General features: G+C 59.3%; 18 protein-coding genes. 14 read left to right on the top strand and 4 right to left on the bottom strand.

Going from position 1 to position 18,693, the window contains the following annotated elements; all coding sequences use genetic code 11:
- Positions 1-82: 82 nt before the first annotated feature.
- The gene (locus ABI546_RS03785; RefSeq protein WP_348044266.1) at positions 83-1,687 is read right to left on the bottom strand and encodes a helicase HerA-like C-terminal domain-containing protein; all 1,605 of its coding nucleotides are present in this window, start codon (positions 1,685-1,687) and stop codon (positions 83-85) included.
- 88 nt (positions 1,688-1,775) lie between these two features.
- On the opposite strand from ABI546_RS03785, the gene ABI546_RS03790 reads away from it, so the two are divergent.
- The 11 genes from ABI546_RS03790 (at position 1,776) to ABI546_RS03840 (ending at position 11,580) form a co-directional block, all read left to right on the top strand.
- On the top strand, positions 1,776-2,507 hold the full coding sequence (locus ABI546_RS03790; RefSeq protein ID WP_348044268.1) for a YebC/PmpR family DNA-binding transcriptional regulator: 732 nt from the start codon (positions 1,776-1,778) through the stop codon (positions 2,505-2,507).
- A 24-nt stretch (positions 2,508-2,531) separates the two neighbouring features.
- Positions 2,532-3,833: a phosphoribosylamine--glycine ligase gene (purD, locus tag ABI546_RS03795; protein WP_348044270.1), complete on the top strand. Its 1,302-nt coding sequence runs from the start codon at positions 2,532-2,534 to the stop codon at positions 3,831-3,833.
- A gap of 7 nt (positions 3,834-3,840) precedes the next feature.
- On the top strand, positions 3,841-4,491 hold the full coding sequence (locus tag ABI546_RS03800; protein WP_348044272.1) for a 1-acyl-sn-glycerol-3-phosphate acyltransferase: 651 nt from the start codon (positions 3,841-3,843) through the stop codon (positions 4,489-4,491).
- A 6-nt stretch (positions 4,492-4,497) separates the two neighbouring features.
- Positions 4,498-5,415: an oxygen-dependent coproporphyrinogen oxidase gene (gene hemF, locus ABI546_RS03805; protein WP_348044274.1), complete on the top strand. Its 918-nt coding sequence runs from the start codon at positions 4,498-4,500 to the stop codon at positions 5,413-5,415.
- Complete coding sequence (gene nadD / locus ABI546_RS03810) at positions 5,415-6,044, top strand: nicotinate (nicotinamide) nucleotide adenylyltransferase (RefSeq protein ID WP_348044276.1); 630 nt, start codon at positions 5,415-5,417, stop codon at positions 6,042-6,044. Before hemF ends, nadD begins: the two co-directional genes overlap by 1 nt.
- Before the next feature lie 28 nt (positions 6,045-6,072).
- Positions 6,073-6,885 carry a ribosome silencing factor gene (gene rsfS / locus ABI546_RS03815; protein ID WP_348044278.1) on the top strand — a complete coding sequence of 271 codons (813 nt, stop codon included), beginning with the start codon at positions 6,073-6,075 and terminating at the stop codon, positions 6,883-6,885.
- Positions 6,882-7,349 (top strand): 23S rRNA (pseudouridine(1915)-N(3))-methyltransferase RlmH, encoded by a 468-nt coding sequence (gene rlmH / locus ABI546_RS03820; protein ID WP_348044280.1) that lies wholly within the window; start codon positions 6,882-6,884, stop codon positions 7,347-7,349. Before rsfS ends, rlmH begins: the two co-directional genes overlap by 4 nt.
- Before the next feature lie 132 nt (positions 7,350-7,481).
- Positions 7,482-8,084: a Maf family protein gene (locus ABI546_RS03825; RefSeq protein WP_348044282.1), complete on the top strand. Its 603-nt coding sequence runs from the start codon at positions 7,482-7,484 to the stop codon at positions 8,082-8,084.
- Positions 8,085-8,107: 23 nt separating this feature from the next.
- Entirely contained in the window at positions 8,108-9,601 is a 1,494-nt protein-coding gene (rng, locus tag ABI546_RS03830; RefSeq protein WP_348044284.1) for a ribonuclease G, read from the top strand.
- Positions 9,602-9,637: 36 nt separating this feature from the next.
- Positions 9,638-10,384, top strand: a complete 747-nt coding sequence (locus ABI546_RS03835; protein ID WP_348044286.1) for a polysaccharide deacetylase family protein — start codon at positions 9,638-9,640, stop codon at positions 10,382-10,384.
- A complete protein-coding gene (locus ABI546_RS03840; protein WP_348044288.1) occupies positions 10,381-11,580 on the top strand; it encodes a glycosyltransferase family 4 protein in 1,200 nt (399 codons plus the stop codon). Before ABI546_RS03835 ends, ABI546_RS03840 begins: the two co-directional genes overlap by 4 nt.
- A gap of 28 nt (positions 11,581-11,608) precedes the next feature.
- Here the strand turns inward: ABI546_RS03840 and ABI546_RS03845 are convergent, their stop codons facing one another.
- The 3 genes from ABI546_RS03845 to ABI546_RS03855 form a co-directional block, all read right to left on the bottom strand.
- Positions 11,609-12,481 (bottom strand): glycosyltransferase, encoded by an 873-nt coding sequence (locus tag ABI546_RS03845; protein ID WP_348044290.1) that lies wholly within the window; start codon positions 12,479-12,481, stop codon positions 11,609-11,611.
- 84 nt (positions 12,482-12,565) lie between these two features.
- A complete protein-coding gene (msbA, locus tag ABI546_RS03850; protein ID WP_348044292.1) occupies positions 12,566-14,335 on the bottom strand; it encodes a lipid A export permease/ATP-binding protein MsbA in 1,770 nt (589 codons plus the stop codon).
- On the bottom strand, positions 14,332-15,522 hold the full coding sequence (locus ABI546_RS03855) for an O-antigen ligase family protein (RefSeq protein ID WP_348044294.1): 1,191 nt from the start codon (positions 15,520-15,522) through the stop codon (positions 14,332-14,334). The genes msbA and ABI546_RS03855 overlap by 4 nt, the downstream gene beginning before the upstream one ends.
- Between ABI546_RS03855 and ABI546_RS03860 the strand changes: the two genes are divergently transcribed.
- Genes ABI546_RS03860 through tolB form a run of 3 tightly spaced genes read left to right on the top strand, consistent with a single transcriptional unit; the run spans position 15,521 to position 18,661 of the window.
- Positions 15,521-16,528, top strand: a complete 1,008-nt coding sequence (locus ABI546_RS03860) for a glycosyltransferase family 2 protein (RefSeq protein WP_348044296.1) — start codon at positions 15,521-15,523, stop codon at positions 16,526-16,528. The two genes, ABI546_RS03855 and ABI546_RS03860, sit on opposite strands and share 2 nt — an antisense overlap.
- Complete coding sequence (locus ABI546_RS03865) at positions 16,525-17,367, top strand: glycosyltransferase family 2 protein (RefSeq protein ID WP_348044298.1); 843 nt, start codon at positions 16,525-16,527, stop codon at positions 17,365-17,367. The genes ABI546_RS03860 and ABI546_RS03865 overlap by 4 nt, the downstream gene beginning before the upstream one ends.
- Positions 17,368-17,377: 10 nt before the next feature.
- Positions 17,378-18,661 carry a Tol-Pal system beta propeller repeat protein TolB gene (tolB, locus tag ABI546_RS03870; protein WP_348044300.1) on the top strand — a complete coding sequence of 428 codons (1,284 nt, stop codon included), beginning with the start codon at positions 17,378-17,380 and terminating at the stop codon, positions 18,659-18,661.
- Positions 18,662-18,693: the final 32 nt, after the last annotated feature.

Consider the following 18,693-nt stretch of genomic DNA (forward strand, 5'->3'; position numbering starts at 1 on the left):
CCGGGATTGACAAGTCCGGCGGTTTTGCCGGGTCGTTAATTTGCGACAGGCCCGGCTGAACGCACCGGGTCTGCGCGCAAGCTCAGCGTTTTTTGCCGCCGAAGATGCTGCCCAGCACGCCGCGAATGATCTCGCGGCCCACGGCCGAGCCCATGGTGCGTACGGCGGACTTGGCCATGCTTTGCGCCAGGCCGTCATGCTTGCCGCCGCGCGGGCCCGTCGTGCCGAACAGCACGTCGTTAAGGCCGCCCATGATGCCGCCCGAGTCGGTGGTGCCAGCAGCACCGCCTTGGGGTGCCTTTGCGGCTTCAGCGGCTGCAGCCTCGGCGCGGCCGTTGATCTTTTCGTAGGCGGATTCGCGATCCACGGTTTTTTCATAGACGCCCGCCACCAGCGAGCCCTGAATCAAGGCCTGGCGTTGCGGCGGCGTAATGGGGCCGATCTGGCTGCCTGGCGGTAGCACGTACACGCGCTCGGTGATGCCGGGCCGGCCCTTCGCGTCCAGCAGGCTGACCAGCGCCTCACCCACGGCCAACTCGGTAATGGCGGCTTCGATGTCCAGGCCCGGCTTTTGCCGCATGGTCTGCGCCGTGGCTTTGACGGCCTTCTGATCGCGCGGTGTGAAGGCTCGCAGGGCGTGCTGCACACGGTTGCCCAGCTGCGCCAGTACCGAGTCGGGAATGTCGAGCGGGTTTTGCGTCACGAAATAGACACCGACGCCCTTGGAGCGCACCAGGCGCACCACCAGCTCAATGCGTTCGACGAGCACCTTGGGCGCTTCGTTGAAGAGTAAATGCGCTTCGTCGAAGAAGAAGACGAGCTTGGGTTTTTCAGGGTCGCCAATTTCGGGCAGCTGTTCGAACAGCTCGGACAGCATCCACAGCAGGAAGGTGGCATACAGGCGAGGCGCGTTCATGAGCTTGTCAGCGGCCAGGATGTTGATCACGCCCATCTGCACCGACGGGCCGCCCCTGGGTGCAGATGCGCCCCCTGAGGGGGCCGACGCCGAAGGCGTCTGGGGGCTCACATTAACATCCACCGTCTGCATGAAGTCGTTGATATTGAGCATGGGCTCGCCGAAAAACTTGTCGCCGCCCTGGCTTTCGACCTGCAGCAGTCCGCGCTGGATGGCGCCCACACTGGCGGCACTGACGTTGCCGTACTTGGTGGTGAACTCGCTGGCGTTGTCGCCCACGTACTGCAGTATGGCGCGCAGGTCTTTCAGGTCGAGCAGCAGCATGCCGTTGTCATCGGCGAACTTGAACACCAGGTTGAGCACGCCAGCCTGCGTCTCGTTGAGGTTGAGCATGCGGCCCAGCAGCAGCGGCCCCATGTCGGACACGGTGGCGCGCACCGGATGGCCTTGTTCGCCGAAGACGTCCCACAGCGTGGCCGGGCAGGCCAGCGATTCGGGAATATCAATGCCGCGTTCCTTGAGAATGCCGGCCATCTTGTCGCCGATGTGGCCGGCCTGGCTGATACCGGTCAGGTCGCCCTTGACGTCGGCCATAAAGACCGGAACGCCGATTTTGGAAAAGTTTTCTGCCATGGTTTGCAGCGTGACCGTCTTGCCGGTGCCGGTGGCGCCGGTGATCAGACCATGGCGATTTGCCAGGCCGGGTAGCAGTTCGCACTGCGTGTTGGCGTTACGGGCGATGAGCAGGGGGAGGGCGGTGGTTTCGGCCATGGGGGTGTGAGTGGGTGAAAAAGTAAAATGCGCTTTGTAGATTAAATCAATTAATCAGTGAAAAGCATCGAAAAAAGGGGTTTCTGTCGTGGCTGGTCATAGTAAATGGGCGAATATTCAACACCGAAAGGGCCGACAGGACGAAAAACGCCAGCGTATCTGGACGCGTGTGATGCGCGAAATCATGGTCGCAGCCCGTATGGGCGGCGGCGACTTGGGCATCAACCCGCGCCTGCGGCTGGCGGTTGACAAGGCCAAAGCGGCCAACATGCCCAATGAAAACGTCAAATATGGCATTGCCAAGGCAACCGGCAGCCTGGAGGGCGTGCAGTATGAAGAGGTGCGCTACGAGGGCTACGGCGTAGGCGGCGCGGCCATCATCGTTGACTGCATGACTGACAACAAGGTGCGCACCGTGGCGGAAGTTCGCCATGCATTTTCAAAGCACGGCGGAAATATGGGCACCGAGGGCTCGGTAGCCTTCCAGTTCAAGCACTGCGGCCAGTTGATTTTTGCGCCCGGTACCAGCGAAGACAAAATCATGGAAGTGGCGCTGGAGTCGGGCGCTGACGACGTCATCACGCACGAAGACGGCGCCATCGAGGTGCTGACACCCTATACGGGCTTCGAGACCGTCAAGAATGCGCTGGAGGCGGCAGGCATCACGCCTGAGCTGGCTGAAGTCACCATGCGTGCCGAGAACACGATTGAATTGACGGGTGACGATGCCCGGAAGATGCAAAAGCTCCTGGATGTACTGGAAGACCTGGATGACACCCAGGATGTTTTTCACAATGCCGCGCTCTCCGAAGCCGAGTAAACAAACAACAATGAAAGCAGCAGCATGAAAGTTCTCGTAGTGGGCGGTGGTGGCCGTGAACACGCTCTGGCGTGGAAACTGGCGCAGTCTCCCAAAGTTCAGGCCGTGTATGTCGCGCCGGGCAACGGCGGCACCGTGCTGGACTCCCGCCTGGAAAACATCGCTATCACCGACGTAAAGGCCTTGCGTGAATGGGCAACGGCCGAAAAAATCGCCTTGACCGTGGTGGGACCCGAGCAACCGCTGGCGGCCGGCATCGTGGATGAATTTCGCGCCCACGGTTTAAGGGTTTTCGGCCCAACCAAAGCCGCGGCGCAGCTGGAAAGCTCCAAGGCCTTTTCCAAGGCCTTCATGAAGCGCCATGGGATTCCCACGGCCGAGTACGAAAGCTTTACCGATGCGGCCGCGGCCCACGCCTATGTGGACGAAAAGGGCGCACCTATCGTCGTCAAGGCCGATGGCCTGGCCGCCGGCAAGGGTGTGGTGGTGGCCATGACGCTGCATGAAGCGCATGAGGCCATCGAATTCATGCTCGCACCCAATCCGGAGTTCAATCCGCTGGGCGTCACGCATAACGAAGGCGGCGCGCGCGTGGTGATTGAAGAATTTTTGCAGGGCGAGGAAGCCAGCTTCATCGTGATGTGCGACGGTAAGAACGTGGCCGTCATGGCTACCAGCCAGGATCACAAACGCCTGCTCGACGGCGACGAAGGTCCCAACACCGGCGGCATGGGCGCGTATTCGCCGGCCCCGGTGGTCACGCCGGAAGTGCACGGCCGCGCCATGCGCGAGATCATCCTGCCGACCATCAAGGGCATGGAAAAAGACGGCATTCCCTTCACGGGTTTTCTGTACGCGGGCCTGATGATCGACGCCGAAGGCAAGCCCAAGACGCTGGAATTCAACTGCCGCATGGGCGACCCTGAAACCCAGCCGATCATGATGCGGCTGAAAACTGATTTGTACGACGTGATGATGGCGGCCACCTCAGGCACGCTCGACCAGATCGAGCTCGAATGGGATCGCAGGCCGGCTTTGGGCGTGGTGATGGCCGCACATGGCTATCCGCTGAACCCTCGCAAGGGGGATGCCATCAGGGGCCTTGTTAAGGGCACCGAAATGCCCGAAGACGCCATGGTGTTTCATGCCGGCACGCGCAAGGAAGCAGACGGGACAGTGACCTCGGGCGGCCGTGTGCTGTGCGTAACGGCGCTGGGCAGCACCGTCAAGGCTGCGCAGCAACGCGCTTACGAAATCGCGCAGGGCATTGCTTTTGACGGTGCGCAGTACCGCAAGGACATCGGCTGGCGCGCGGTCAAGTCCTGATCACACCATGAGCGCTGGTTTCCCGCCCCCGCACCCCGTTCAGTTCCGGGGAAGCAGGGTGGCTCGGGCATTGCTCCGGTGGGCCGGATGGCAGGCTGATTTTGCGGGATTGCCGGCGTTGCAAGGCGTTCTGCTGGTTTATCCGCACACATCCAACTGGGACTTTGTCATCGGAATACTCCTCAAGTGGGCGTTGGGGGTTCCGGTGCAGTTCTGGAGCAAAGACACCTTATTTCGCATCCCTGTTTTTGGCGCCTGGCTGCGCTGGTTGGGCGGTGTACCTGTCAGCCGCAGCGCGCCTGGTGCCATCGTTGACCAGATGGTGAGCCTGATCGGGCAGAAGAAACTGAGCGGCGACTATTTTTGGCTGGCTTTGTCGCCCGAAGGGACGCGCAAATACACGCCGGGGTGGCGCAGCGGGTTTTATCGGGTGGCGCTGGGGGCGGACGTGCCGGTGGGCATTGCCGCGCTGGACTACGCGAAAAAGCGTTTGGTGCTCCGTACCTTTATCCGGCTGACAGGCGACAAAGCGCTGGATATGGCGTGTATTGCCACGGCGCTTCATTGCAGTAGCGGGCGTGTCCCGACTGGTGCCGCGCCGATCAGGCTGCTGGATGCTGACGCACGCCGAGCCGATACCATTGTGAAACCCGGATAACCAAGCATGACCGATATCTCTGCCGTTAGAACTTTTTTGCTGGCGCTGCAAAAGCGCATCACGGATGCGGTGTCTGAAATCGACGGCCAGGCTTTTACGGTAGATCACTGGCAAAAGGAACCCGGGGAGATGCTGCAGGGCAGCGGCACCACCATGATCCTCGAGCAGGGCACGGTGTTTGAGCGCGCGGGTTGTGGTTTTTCGCATGTGCGGGGACCGAAATTGCCTCCATCGGCCACGCAGCACCGTCCCGAGCTGGCAGGCGCGCCCTTTGAAGCGCTGGGTGTTTCCCTGGTGTTTCACCCACGAAACCCCTATGTGCCGACGGTCCACCTGAATGTGCGCATGCTCGCTGCGACGCCAGTGCAGGGTACGGGCGAGCCGATCTGCTGGTTTGGCGGCGGCATGGACCTGACGCCTTATTACGGCTTTGAAGAAGACGCGGTGCATTTTCATCAGACCTGCAAAGAAGCACTGGACCCGTTTGGCGACGACAAATATCCGCGCTTCAAGAAATGGTGTGACGAGTACTTTCACCTAAAACACCGGCAGGAGCAACGTGGAATCGGGGGTATCTTTTTTGACGACTTCCAGGAGCTCGGCCCCGACCGGAGCTTTGCCATGATGAAAAGCGTAGCGGATTCGTTTGTATCGGCTTACCTGCCGATCGTGGCACGCCGTAAAGACACACCGTATGGTGAACGCGAGCGCGAGTTTCAGCTTTACCGGCGCGGCCGCTATGTGGAGTTCAACCTGGTGTGGGACCGCGGCACGCACTTTGGCTTGCAGTCGGGCGGGCGCACCGAGTCGATTTTGATGTCCATGCCGCCACTGGCAAGCTGGTCATATCAGCGCGGCGTCGACGTGGGCAGCCCCGAAGAGCGCCTGTACACAGATTTTTTGCCAAGACGGGACTGGGTTTGATGGAAACGCTGCCGCCGGTAAAAAAACGCATCGGCATGTTTGGCGGTGCGTTTGACCCACCCCACAGCGCGCACGTCGCGCTGGTGCACGAAGCCATTCGGCAATTTGAGCTGGATACCTTGTGCGTGGTCCCGACGGGTCACGCCTGGCATAAGTCGCGTGCTTTAAGCGCCCCCGCGCATCGGCTGGCAATGGCCAGGTTGGCGTTTGGCGATATTCCCGGTGTTCAGGTCGATGAGCGCGAAGTGCAGCGCGCCGGGCCGACTTTCACGATTGACACGCTTTTGGCGCTTCAGGAGGAGAATCCGGGCGCACAGTTGTACCTGTTCATTGGTGCGGACCAGTTTGCTGTGTTCAGGCAATGGCACCGGTGGCGGGAGATTCTTGACCTTGCTATAATTTGTATAGCTGATCGCGCACAATCCACGCTGGCTGGAGCCCAATTTGACTCTTACGGAAGCCGCGGTAACCGATTTGCTGTGCTCAAGCTCCCCCTGATGCCCGTCAGCGCCACCGAAATCCGCCAGTTAATGGCCTCTGGCGCTGCAACGGCAGGCAGAATGGCCGAATTGGTCCCTGAAGCCGTTGCGCGTTATATTTCGCTTCATCAGCTGTACGGTTCCCATTAATTTCTCACTTATCGAAGCAAGACACTGCATGACATCCACCACCGTCAAACCCTCCGCCGCCGCCGACAAAAAGGACGTGCAGAAGCTGCAGCGTGCCATCATTGACGGTCTGGAAGACGTCAAGGCGCAGGACATCCAGGTGTTTGACACGGAGCACATCACGTCCTTGTTCGAGCGCGTGATCATCGCTTCCGGAAGCTCCAATCGCCAGACCAAAGCACTCGCCGCCAGCGTGCGGGACGCCGTGCGGGATGCTGGCTTTGCCAAGCCGCGTATTGAAGGCGAAGAGAACGGCGAATGGATCATCGTGGACTGCGGCGCGGCAGTGGCGCACATCATGCAGCCGACCATTCGCCAGTACTACCACCTCGAGGAGCTCTGGGGTGACAAACCCATCAAGCTCAAGCTGGGAGCTCCTGCGCCGCTGGTGAAAGCGGCCAAACCTGAAGCGCAGATTGAAGCCAAACCGGCGGCCAAGCCCAAGGCACCTCGGTCCGGCGCAAAGTCTGCGACGAAGCCGACCGCCAAGACGCCGTCAAAAACGCCGGCAAAGGCACCGACGGCTCCCGACTCAAGCTACGTGGGCCGCGTCGGCAAGACCAACGACTGGACTGCCAAGCGCAATGCGGCAGAGCCGGCTGCGGAGCCCGCCACGCGATCGGCAAAGACGGCTGCCAAGGGCGCTCCTGCCAGATCAGCGGCGAAGCCAGCTGTCAAAACGCCAATTATTAAAGTGCCTGTGGCCAAGAAAGTCGCAGCCAAGAAGACGGCCGCCAAGACTGCCGCCAAGACCGCGGGCCGCAAACCTGCTGCGAAAAAGACGCCCTCCCGGAGCAAATGAAGCTCACGATCGTGGCGGTCGGCCAAAAAGTGCCCGACTGGGCGCAGACCGCTTATGACGACTACGCCAAGCGCTTTCCGCCTGAGCTGAAGGTGGAGCTTAAGGCCGTCAAGACCGAGCCCCGCGCGTCAAAAACCCTTGAAAACCTGCTTTCTGCTGAACGCGGCCGTATTGAAAGCAGCATTACCCGCGGAACCCGCGTGGTGGCGCTCGATGAACGCGGCACCGCCGTCACCACTGTGGCGCTGGCTGAAAGGCTCAAAGCCTGGCAACTGTCGGGTGATGATGTTGCCATCGTGATCGGCGGACCTGACGGGCTGGACCCCGGTTTCAAGCAGGCCGCGCACGAGCGATTGCGTCTCTCCGACCTGACTTTGCCTCACGCCATGGTGCGTGTGCTGCTGATTGAGCAGCTGTACCGTGCATGGAGCATCACGATCAATCACCCGTACCACAGAGAGTGATGAGCCCCCACGCTCCCCACTTCGTGTGGTTCGCTGCCCCCCGAGGGGGCGCTGCGCCTGCAGTCTGGCAAAGCCAGTCCCGCGCCCCTGCTGGTTTAGAACTCGCAGGGCTGCCTGTTAAGCCTCGTTTTTATGCATGAATTTATTTATCTTGCGTCCCAAAGCCCCCGGCGGCGGCAACTGCTTGAGCAGCTTGGTGTGCGGCACGAACTGTTGTTGCCGGACATGGATGAAGACGCCGAGTCGCTGGAGGCCGTGTTCAAGAACGAAGCGCCAACAGCCTACGTTCAACGTGTCACCGGCCTGAAGCTCGACGCAGCAGTCGCGCGCATGAAGCGGCGAAAACTGCCTCCGGCCCCCATCCTTTGCTCGGACACTACCGTGGCGATGGGTAGTCTCATCTACGGCAAGCCGGACGACGCGAAAGACGCGGCTCGCATGCTGCGCGAGTTGTCGGGTGCCACGCACCGGGTGCTGACCGCTGTGGCCGTGCAGGCCGGACGCCGCCGTTTCGAGGCGCTGAGCACCTCGCGTGTGAGCTTTGACGAGCTGACACGCGCCGAAATCCGGGCCTATATTGCCAGCGGCGAACCCATGGGCAAGGCCGGCGCTTATGCCGTGCAGGGCAGGGTGGCGATGCACATCAGCCGCATTGACGGGTCCTACAGTGGCATCATGGGGCTTCCGCTAAGGGAGGCCGCCCAGCTGCTGCGGGCCGCGGGTCTTCGCTTCTAGCCATTGAATCTTCAGAAAAAAACATGCAACAAGACATCCTGATCAACTGGTCGCCCCAGGAAACCCGGGTAGCGGTGGTCGAACACGGCGCGGTGCAGGAGCTTCACGTCGAACGCACCCTGGAACGCGGTCTGGTCGGCAATGTGTACCTGGGCAAGGTTGCCCGCGTGCTGCCCGGTATGCAGTCGGCTTTTATCGACATCGGCCTGGACCGTGCGGCCTTTCTGCATGTGGCCGATTTGATGAGCAGCATCAATAGCCGCCACGCGGAAGCGGAGGGGCCGAATGCAGGTGGATCGACGACCGCGCCCTCACCGCAGCCGATTGAAAAGCAGCTGTTTGAAGGGCAAGCGGTGATGGTGCAGGTCCTTAAAGACCCCATAGGCAGCAAAGGAGCCCGGCTGACGGCGCAAATCAGTATTGCCGGCCGGTTGCTGGTCTTTCTGCCGCAGGACAACCACATCGGCGTGTCGCAAAAAATACCCCCCAAACAGCGCGAAGAACTTCGCCAAAGGGTACAGGCGCTCACCAGTGACATGGGCGGCGGGTTCATTCTGCGGACCAATGGTGAAGACGCAAGTGATGCAGAGCTGGCGGAGGACATCACCTACCTGCGCAAGACCTGGGCGCGAATCAAAGATGCTTCTTTGCGCTTGCCGCCCGCTTCAGTGCTGCACCAGGATCTCAATCTGCTTCAACGTGTGCTGCGTGACCTGGTGGTTGAAGACACGCAAACGATCCGCATCGATTCACGGGAGCAGTTTCAAAGCCTGAAAGCCTTCGCCGTGGAGTTTATGCCGGCAACCGAGCCCAAGCTCCAGCACTACAGCGGCGAACGGCCCATCTTTGACCTGTTCAACATTGACGAGGAAATTGCAAAAGCGCTGGGCCGGCGAGTTGACCTCAAATCGGGTGGCTACCTGATCATTGATCAAACGGAAGCTCTCACAACCGTCGACGTCAATACGGGCGGATTTGTCGGGGCCCGTAACTTCGACGACACCATTTTCAAGACCAACCTGGAGGCCTCCCAGGCGATTGCACGCCAGCTGCGCCTGCGCAACCTTGGGGGCATCGTGATTGTCGACTTCATCGACATGATCAAGGAAAACCACCGTGACGCGGTGCTGACGGAATTCCAGAAACAGTTGTCGCGCGACCGCATCAAAACCACGGTCAATGGATTTTCCGCGCTGGGCCTGCTGGAGATGACACGCAAGCGCACGCGCGAGTCACTGGCCCATCAGTTGTGTGAACCTTGCAGTGCCTGCATGGGCAAGGGTGTGGTTAAAACCGCGCGCAGCGTGACCTACGACATCCTGCGCGAAATCCTGCGCGAAGCCCGGCAGTTCAACCCGCGTGAATTCAGGGTGGTGGCATCGCCCAAAGTGATCGAGCTTTTCCTGGACGAAGAAAGCCAGCATCTGGCCAGCCTGAGCGACTTTATTGGGAAGCCTATTTCCCTGCAGGCGGAGGCCGCGATGGCGCAGGAGCAATATGACATTGTCTTGTTGTGATCTTCAGGGCCGACGACTGCAGGCTAGCGCATTCCCATGACGACACTGACGCTTAACCGCCATCCCATTCCCATTCTGGTGTATCACCAGATCGCCACCGCGCCGCTCAAAGGCAGCCCGTTTCGCAGCCTGCATGTTGCGCCAGAGGCTTTCTCGAGGCAAATGGCGTGGCTCAAACGCCTGGGTTACAAGGGCCTGTCGATGAGCGGCCTGCAGCCCTATCTGGCTGGTGAGCGTACTGGCAAGGTCGTAGGCATCACCTTTGATGACGGCTACCAGAACAATCTCACCCATGCCTTGCCGGCGTTGGTGAAGCAGGGCTTTTCATCTACGTGCTATGCCGTGAGCGGGCTTCTCGGAAAAACCAATGTATGGGACGAGAGCCTGGGCATTGCGCAGACACCTTTGATGGACGAGTCAGAGATTCGCCAATGGGTTGCCGCCGGGCAGGAGATTGGTTCGCACACGCGCGGGCATGTTAATTTGCCGGAGACCGATGAAGCCGGTTGCCGCGCTGAAATTTTGCAGGGCAAGGTCGAACTGGAATCCGTAATCGGACAGTCAGTGAGCCATTTTTGCTACCCTTATGGCCGCTATGAGGCCATGCACGTGGCATTGGCGGCCGAATTGGGCTTTGCTACGGCTACGACCACTGAGCGCAGCCGATGCCATGCCCAAATGGATCTGCTGCAGTTGCCGCGGGTGCCCGTGCTGCGCTCCACCAGTCTGCCGGTCTTTTGGCTCAAAGTCGCCACTGCTTACGAAGATCGGCGAAAAAAATGAACGTGCAGTCGTTAGCAGGGCACTCAGCGGCGCCGCCCAGAAAACTCCGCATCGCCGTCTTCAACCGTACCTTCTCACCGACAGGCGGCGGCGCAGAGCGCTATTCCATCGCCTTGGTAGAGCAACTGTCCGCCAGGCACGAAATGCACGTGTTCGCGCAGGAGGCAGACCACCACTGGCCTGGAGTGACCTATCACAGGGTTTCAACCCCCATGCGCAAACCCCGTTGGGTCAACCAACTGTGGTTTGCCACGGTAACCTGGTGGGCAACGCGCCGCGGATTTGATGTAGTGCATTCCCATGAAAACACCTGGCATGGCGAGGTACAGACGGTGCATGTGCTGCCGGTCAAATACAACCTGTTCCATGCGCGCAGCGGCGTGCGCCTCGTTCTGCGCTGGATCAAGGTCGTGACCAGTCCGCGGCTCCTGGCCTACCTGGGGCTGGAGCGCGCGCGTTATGCGACCCGACCGGGACGGCAAGTGGTGGTGACCTCTGAGAGCCTGCGACCCATCATGGCCCAGAGTTATCCTGGGTGTGCTGCGGCCGTGTCCGTCATCACGCCGGGAATCACAATGCCCGATCTGCCGGTGAGCGTTGCGCAAAAACGCGCTGCGAGGATCGGGCTGGGTCTTCCGATGGAGGGCACCTGCCTGCTTTTCGTTGGCAATGACTATCGCAAGAAGGGCCTGGAGGCTTTGCTGCATGCGCTGGTGAAGCTACCCGATGATGTTGTGCTGGCGGTGGTAGGCAATGCGGCCCATGTCGCCGAATTTCGGGCGATGGCCGTAACTTTGGGGGTGGATGGACGGGTCTTCTTTTTGGGGGCCCTCAAGGACGTGAGGCCTGCTTACGAAGCGGCGAATTGCCTGATTCACCCGACACTTGAGGATACTTTTGCCATGGTCGTTCTGGAGGCCATGGCCCATGGTCTGCCGGTAGTCGTGAGCGGGCCGCGATATTGCGGAATTTCCGGAATGCTGCAAGACGGCATCGACGCGTTGATTCTGGATGCCCCCCGGGACGCAAATCGTCTGGCAGAGGTGCTGCAGGTTCTGCTTGAACAAAAATCGCTTCAAAATACCCTGTCGCAGGGTGCCGCATCTTTTGCGATGAACTACCAATGGCGTGAAATCGCGCTGCAGCAGGAGGCAGTGTATTTCTCGGCGATTACAGCCAAGGAAAAGGCGGCATAGCCGACGTAACCCATGCTAGAGGAGTGACTCAAGCCACCAGCTTGAAATGCTTGCGGCTGAAGTCCAGTCCGGTCAGCGTTTCCACCTGCCGCATAAAGTGGTATTTGTTTTCTTTGGGGGTTGGCTTGTAGTTGGGGTCGATGTTCAACACCGGCTCCGCTTCAGTGGCAAGCCATCCCCGCACCGCTTCCGGATGGGTACCCGTGAACGGTGCCAGAGCGCGGCGGTCAAACTGGCTGTAGGTGATTTGCGCTGCTGCTGCTTCGCCCCAGTATTTGCTGACCTGGTCCAGTTTTTTCTGCATTTCCTCGTTGCGCCGTATCCAGCCGTAATGGTAAATGTGCGCTTTGGCGAGGGCGGCCTGGGGGTTACGTCCCCTTTTGTGTTGGGTGGTGACCAGCCAGTATTGGCCATCGGGTGCGTAACTGCGAATGGTGTTGCGGATCAAACGGCATTCCCGGCGGTACCAGCCCGGGCTGATGGATATCCAGTCGGGCGATCCGTAGAAGTGGTGATAGTCAAACACCAATGCCTCAACGGCGGGATTGGCATGGTGGCGTTCAACGCTCGCGCGTATCGCTGCAAGCTCACCTTCATGCACTACCTCATCGCCCTCAAGATAAAAGGCCCAGTCGCCGGTGCAGGAGTACTGGGCAATCATCTTTTGCTGCGCGTACACAAAGCCGCGGTCTGCCATACGCTCATTCCATAGCGTTTCGACAATCCGGATTTTGGGGTCGTCAATTGCGGCAACACGCGCCAACGTCTCGTCTTCGCCTCGTCCGACCGCGACAACGAATTCATCCACAAGCGGCAGGAGGGAACGGATAGACGCTTCGAACGGAAAGCCGAGGCTGACGCCATTGCGTATAAACGTAAAACCGCTGATTGAAACACTCATCGCAACGAACTTTCGGGTAAATAACGGGGCGGCTTGGCACCGCAATGGAAGGTCAGGAAATTCAAAACCTGGGCCAACCTCATTTCATGCAGCGGGTTGAAAACCGAGGCGGTAGAGGTGCGCGTAGGCCCCATTTTTCGCCAGCAATTCAACATGGGTACCTGACTCAATGATTTGGCCAGCCTCCATCATGATGATGCGGTCCGCATGCTGAATGGTGGACAGACGGTGTGCGATGACCAGTGAGGTGCGGTTCGACGTCAGGCGGCGGACGGCTTCCTGAACTGCCAGCTCTGACTCGGTATCCAGCGCGGAAGTGGCCTCGTCCAGTATCAAAATAGGGGCGTCTTTATACAGGGCTCGCGCAATGGCCAGCCGCTGACGCTGCCCGCCTGACAATTGCATGGCATTGTGACCCAGCACGGTGTCCAGCCCATCAGGCAGCTCCGCCAGCAGTGTCGACAAGTTGGCGGCCACAAGGCATGCCATGGCCTTGTCACGATCAACGGCTTGGCCCAGTGCGACGTTTTCTGCAATGCTGCTGTTGAGCATGACCACATGCTGGCTGACAAGGGAAAACTGGGTTCTGAGCGATTGCAGGTTCCAGTTCCGGATTTCCTGCCCGTCCAGGTAGATGTCTCCTGCCGTTGCATCGACAAATCGCGGCAGCAAATTAACGAGCGTGGTTTTCCCGGAGCCGGATGCGCCTACGACTGCCAGCGTTTCGCCGGCTTTCACCGAAAGGTTCAGCATGTTGATGGCCGGTGGCCCATCGGTCTTATAGGTTACGCTCACCCCGACAAATTCGATATCACCTCGTACACGCGCCAGGACAAAATCGCCACCGCTTTCATCCTCGGTCAAATTCATCAGGTCCAGTCCCCGCTCCAGTGCGGCGAGTCCCCGCGTGACCGGCGTGGCTGCATCGGAGAGACTTTTGACTGGCGCAATCAGCAACAGCATGGCGGTCACAAAGGCTACAAAGCCACCGACGCTCGTAGTGTTTTCTGCACTTTGAAGCAAGGCCACGGAAATGACGGCCGAGAGCGCCATGGCCGCCAGTACCTGCGTGATGGCACTCATTCCAGCATACGCTGCCGTCGACTTCATGGACAGTCGCCGAAGGGTGTGGCTGAGGATTTCAAATCGGCCCGCCTGGCTTTTCTGGGCGCCATGCAGGCGGACGTCGCGATGCGCCAGCACATTTTCTTCAACAACATAAGCCAGATCGTCGGTTGCGGCCTGGCTTTCCTTCGTCAACCTGTAGAGCCGTTTCGAAAGAATCTGGATCACGAAAGCGACCGCTGGAAAAAGCAGGGCAACGATTAGCATCAGCTTCCAGTTCAGGAAAACCAGGTAGCCGATCAACGCAACGAGCGTCAGAACGTCCCGCGCGAGCTTCATCACGGCGTTGATCAGCATGGATGAACCGTTAAAGACCTCGTACACCACGGTGTTTGCTATCGCACTCGAACTCTGGTCCGCGAACAGGTTGAGCCTTGCGCTCAGCAGTTTGCCGAACATGGCTCCGCGCAATCGCGTTAAGCCATCATTGGTGACTTTTGCGAGCGCAAACTGAGCCAGAAAGCCTGAAAGCCCGCGCAGCGTAAACAGAATAATGAGGGCAAGCGGTACCAACCACAGGTTGAAGCCCTCACGCTGAAAGCCCCGGTCCAACAGTGGTTTGAGCAATGCAGGTACCAGCGGCTCGGTCGCCGATGCGACGATGGTCGCCCCGACAGCCAGAGCCCAGCCCGCCTTTGAATCCTTGAAATAAGGCCATACGCGCGCGATTCTGCGCGTCAGCGAAAGCCTGGGAGCCGTTGTTGCAGCCGCGACAGAGGGCGCGCTCAAGCCGGGCTCCCTCGCGAGGTATTTGGTACGGCCGCATCGGCGGGCTTGCTCAGGCCGGCAGCAAGCAGCAAGCCCAGGCAGACACAGAAGAAGTCGCCGATGAGTGCGTCATACAGCGACGAGTTGAAAAGACACGCGACGGCCAACCCGGCTAGCACGGACAGCGTGGCACGTGCATAGATTTTTTCCATTCGCCGGGCATCCCATAGCACTGCCCCCATCAAGGCGAACAGAAAGGCCACACCAGGAACCCCGAGCTGGAGGCCCCACAGGAGATATTCCTGGTGCGGATTCCCATTGCCGCCAATATCGAGGTGAGCCGGATTTTGCGATCTTTCCAGGCGGTTGTATTCGGTGCTCCAGCTGCCGACGCCAGCACCCAATACTGGCTTTTCCTTCATCATTTCAAGCGCGCGGTGCCAAAAAGCAAGGCGTACCCCAGACGAAGTTGTCGACACGCCCTTTGCCGAATAAGATTGGACTTCGTGGCCGACCTGCGTCAGTCGGTCACGGACCTTTGTCGAGCTGGCAAACAAGCCCAGGGCAATAAGGAAGGGCAATACCACCACGGAGGCGCGGTATTTCTTGGGCAGCTCCCACATGATCGCCAGCGAAAGAAGTGCAATCGCGACCACATGCCCGCTACGTCCACTGAGCACAAAAAAGACATTGCCTAACGCGACCACTGCGGCAGCGATTGCGACCTGTTTGCCGAACCTGCCAGGCACCAGTTCTCGCAGATGCCAGCAAAGGGCCGCAAACACGCCAGTCATGATGCCCTGATCGAGGTAGCTGGAGAAGACCGCGCGCTCCGTTAACGCCATGTTGGAGGTTGCCCAAGGGACGGGCACGCCGAAAAAAAGCGCCCAGGAACTGACCAGAAGAAATAGCTGCGCGGCGGCAAATGCGCCTAGGGCATAGAGGGCTTCACGACGGTCACGAATGAGCATCATGATCAGGATAGGCAAGAGCAATTTGCCGTATTTGGCAAGGGATCCGAACGCATCGGCCGCAGGTGCGACCGTCCAGGCCAGACTCAGGGTGAATGCCGCTAGCGCTGAGAATATCGCGATGACGGTGTAGCGGCCTTTAAGTTCAACGGCTTCTTGGGTTCTTGCCAAGGCAATCAGGCCGACCGTCAAAGCAAAGAGAAAAATCAACAGCTTGGACAGGCTGATAATTGCCATGGACAGCCCGACCGACGCCGCCATCGTGCAGACCACAACCAGCCGGAAATTGATGTTCTTGTGGGGCAAAATGTTGGTGCGCTCACTTGTGGAAAGCCTGCATTATCGGCGATTCCCGCCCCTTCAAGTACGAAGGCGGCATGGGTTGTCTGCTATGCTGTCCGCGCAACGCGCAGCGCTCGTTTCACTGGCGAAATCCTCTTCGCATTCGCAAAAAAGGCATTCTTTGGCCAGCTTGTCCGTCATCGTCATCACCCACAACGAAGCCCGCAATATTGAAGCCTGCCTTCGCTCGGTGAGTTTTGCAGATCAACTCGCGGTACTGGATTCTGGCAGTACGGACGAGACGCTGAAAATCGCTGTCTCGCTGGGTGCCGAGGTCACCATTGCTTCGGAGTGGCGTGGGTTCGGCATCCAGAAAAATCGGGCGCTTGCCATGGCGACCTCCGAGTGGGTGCTTTCGCTGGATGCCGACGAACGTATTACTCCCCAGTTGCAGGCCGAGATTCTGCAATGCCTCGCCGCTCCGGCTTTTGATGTGTACTCGTTTCCGAGGCTTTCGGGCTATTGCGGTCAGTACATGCGCCATTCGGGCTGGTATCCGGACCGGGTGACGCGCCTGTTTCGGCGTAGCGCGGCCCGCTTTAGCGAAGACCTGGTGCACGAAAGATTGGTAACGTCCCTGCCGGTAGGGCAACTGCAGTCGCCGCTGATGCATGAAAGCTTCCGCAATTTCGAAGCTGTGCTCGAAAAAGTCAATCGCTACTCTTCAGCCGGCGCGCAGGTCCTGCGTGACAAAGGCAAGTCTGCCTCCATCAGCAAGGCGGTGGGGCATGGGGTATGGGCCTTTCTTCGCACCTATTTCCTGCGGCTTGGTTTTCTCGATGGTCGAATGGGTTTTGTGCTGGCCGTTTCGAATGCGGAAGGCACGTACTACCGCTACCTGAAATTGTGGTTGTTGCAGCGCCAAAGTCCCGAGGGGCGCAACGCGGGTGGCACGCCATGAAAATCAGCTTCATTGTCCTGACCTATAACCGGACGGATGCACTGTTGCCCGTGTTGCGTTCGCTCTCAAGCCAATGCGGGGAGGATGACGAGGTGGTGATTGCCGACGATGGCTCCCAGCCGGAGCAGGTGGCCATGCTGCTCAATGCCTGTCCTGCGTTCAAATGCTCCGTGCGTCATGTGTGGCATCCGGATGTGGGTTTCACCGCCGCACGGGCGCGCAACCTCGGTGCCAGCCTCGCCACGGCTGACTATCTTGTGTTTCTGGATGGTGACTGCGTTCCCGGCCCGCATTTCGTGGTACAGCACGCCCGACTGGCTGAGCCGGGTTGTTTTGTCAATGGAAGCAGGGTACTTATCAGCCAACGTCTTACAGAACGTGTAGTCAACGGCGCTATTGATTTACCCAGCCGTCCGGTATGGTTCTGGATTCGTGCCCGGTTGGTTGGAGACAGCAACAAATTATTGCACCTCCTTCGCTGGCCGCGGCGTCTATTAAGGGTAAAACAAGGGTTTCAGTGGCACGGTATCCGCAGTTGCAACCTCGGGGTCTGGCGAAGCGACTTTGCCAGCGTCAACGGCTTTGACGAGACTTTTCAAGGATGGGGTCATGAAGACGCTGACCTGGTGTTGCGGCTTAGTCATAAAGGGATCCGGCGCAAAAATGGTTTTATGGGCACGGAGGTTTTTCATCTTTGGCACCGGGAGAACAAGCGCGACCAGGAGTCCATCAACAAGAAGCGCGTGTTCGAACGCATGAAAACGGCGGTCACTCAGGCGGAAATAGGCCTGAATCAAATGACAGCCGAAACGTCCCTCAAAATAACGCATTTGTACTGACCCTAAAAAAATGAGCATCACACCTTTTATTCGCCGTCGTACGGCCGTTGCTGCGCTGCTGGCCGCATCCACATTGCCAGTGCTGGCGCAATTTCGCGTTGAGGTTTCAGGCGTTGGCTTGACCCAGCTACCCATCGCCATCGCGGCGTTTCGCGGAGAGGCCCAGGCACCCCAAAAAATTGGCGCCATAGTTCGGGCTGATCTTGAGCGCAGCGGAATGTTTCGTTCAGTCGATACCACCGGGATCATTGCGGATGAAAATACGCGCCCGGATCTGGTGGCCTGGCGGCAAAAAGGCGCTGATTCGATGGTCACTGGCAGCGTTTCTCCGCTGGCGGACGGCCGTTTCGACGTTCGTCTTCGCCTGTGGGACATCGTGCGGGGCCAGGATCTCGGTGGCCAGAGCTACACGGTAGGGGCAGCCGACCTGCGGCTGTCCGCGCATCGCATTTCAGATTTTGTGTATGAAAAGCTCACCGGCGAAAAAGGCGTTTTTTCTACGCGGATTGCCTACGTCACCAAGGCCGCGCAAAAGTACAACCTCTGGGTCGCGGATTCGGATGGCGAAGGCGCCCAATCCGCGCTGACCAGTCCCGAGCCCATTATTTCGCCGTCCTGGTCGCCGAATGGCTCTCAACTGGCTTATGTGTCGTTTGAGTCACGCAAGCCCGTCATTTATTCGCATGATGTAGCAACCGGCAAGCGGCGCCTGCTCGCCAATTTCCGGGGCTCGAACAGTGCACCCGCGTGGTCTCCGGATGGCAAGCAGCTAGTCGCAACACTCAGCCGTGACGGCGGTTCGCAGTTGTATGCCGTGGGCTTGAATGGAGGGGAGCCCCGAAGACTGACCCAGTCTTCCAGTATTGATACCGAGCCGGCATATTCGCCAGATGGTCGATTCATCTACTTCGTCAGTGACCGCGGAGGTGCGCCGCAGATTTACCGGATGAGTCCTGGCGGTGGCAACCCCGACCGGGTGACATTCACTGGTAGCTACAACATATCCCCGGCGGTCAGTCCGGATGGGCGCTGGCTCGCCTACATTTCCCGCGTGGGTGGTGCGTTCAAGCTGCACCTCATGGAACTCGCCAGCGGAACGGTCACCTCGATCACCGATACTTCGGCCGACGAGAGTCCGAGTTTTGCGCCCAACAGCCGATTGATTGTGTACGCGACGCAGCAGCAGGGCAGGGAAGCCCTGATGACAACGACGCTGGACGGCAAGATCAAAGCCAGGCTCTCCGGTGCGAGTGGCGATATCCGTGAACCGGACTGGGGCCCGTTCCAACGATAGCGATTTTTTTAATTCAGATCATATTTTTTCTT

The sequence above is a fragment of the Polaromonas sp. genome, assembly GCF_039932935.1.
Lineage (GTDB): Bacteria > Pseudomonadota > Gammaproteobacteria > Burkholderiales > Burkholderiaceae_C > Polaromonas.

Excerpts from the sequence above, each read along its gene's own strand:
- ABI546_RS03785 (WP_348044266.1), bottom strand. The coding sequence starts at position 1,687 with ATGGCCGAAACCACCGCCCTCCCCCTGCTCATCGCCCGTAACGCCAAC.
- purD (WP_348044270.1), top strand. The coding sequence starts at position 2,532 with ATGAAAGTTCTCGTAGTGGGCGGTGGTGGCCGTGAACACGCTCTGGCG.
- ABI546_RS03800 (WP_348044272.1), top strand. The coding sequence starts at position 3,841 with ATGAGCGCTGGTTTCCCGCCCCCGCACCCCGTTCAGTTCCGGGGAAGC.
- hemF (WP_348044274.1), top strand. The coding sequence starts at position 4,498 with ATGACCGATATCTCTGCCGTTAGAACTTTTTTGCTGGCGCTGCAAAAG.
- nadD (WP_348044276.1), top strand. The coding sequence starts at position 5,415 with ATGGAAACGCTGCCGCCGGTAAAAAAACGCATCGGCATGTTTGGCGGT.
- rsfS (WP_348044278.1), top strand. The coding sequence starts at position 6,073 with ATGACATCCACCACCGTCAAACCCTCCGCCGCCGCCGACAAAAAGGAC.
- rlmH (WP_348044280.1), top strand. The coding sequence starts at position 6,882 with ATGAAGCTCACGATCGTGGCGGTCGGCCAAAAAGTGCCCGACTGGGCG.
- ABI546_RS03825 (WP_348044282.1), top strand. The coding sequence starts at position 7,482 with ATGCATGAATTTATTTATCTTGCGTCCCAAAGCCCCCGGCGGCGGCAA.
- rng (WP_348044284.1), top strand. The coding sequence starts at position 8,108 with ATGCAACAAGACATCCTGATCAACTGGTCGCCCCAGGAAACCCGGGTA.
- ABI546_RS03835 (WP_348044286.1), top strand. The coding sequence starts at position 9,638 with ATGACGACACTGACGCTTAACCGCCATCCCATTCCCATTCTGGTGTAT.
- ABI546_RS03840 (WP_348044288.1), top strand. The coding sequence starts at position 10,381 with ATGAACGTGCAGTCGTTAGCAGGGCACTCAGCGGCGCCGCCCAGAAAA.
- ABI546_RS03845 (WP_348044290.1), bottom strand. The coding sequence starts at position 12,481 with ATGAGTGTTTCAATCAGCGGTTTTACGTTTATACGCAATGGCGTCAGC.
- ABI546_RS03860 (WP_348044296.1), top strand. The coding sequence starts at position 15,521 with ATGGACAGCCCGACCGACGCCGCCATCGTGCAGACCACAACCAGCCGG.
- ABI546_RS03855 (WP_348044294.1), bottom strand. The coding sequence starts at position 15,522 with ATGGCAATTATCAGCCTGTCCAAGCTGTTGATTTTTCTCTTTGCTTTG.
- ABI546_RS03865 (WP_348044298.1), top strand. The coding sequence starts at position 16,525 with ATGAAAATCAGCTTCATTGTCCTGACCTATAACCGGACGGATGCACTG.
- tolB (WP_348044300.1), top strand. The coding sequence starts at position 17,378 with ATGAGCATCACACCTTTTATTCGCCGTCGTACGGCCGTTGCTGCGCTG.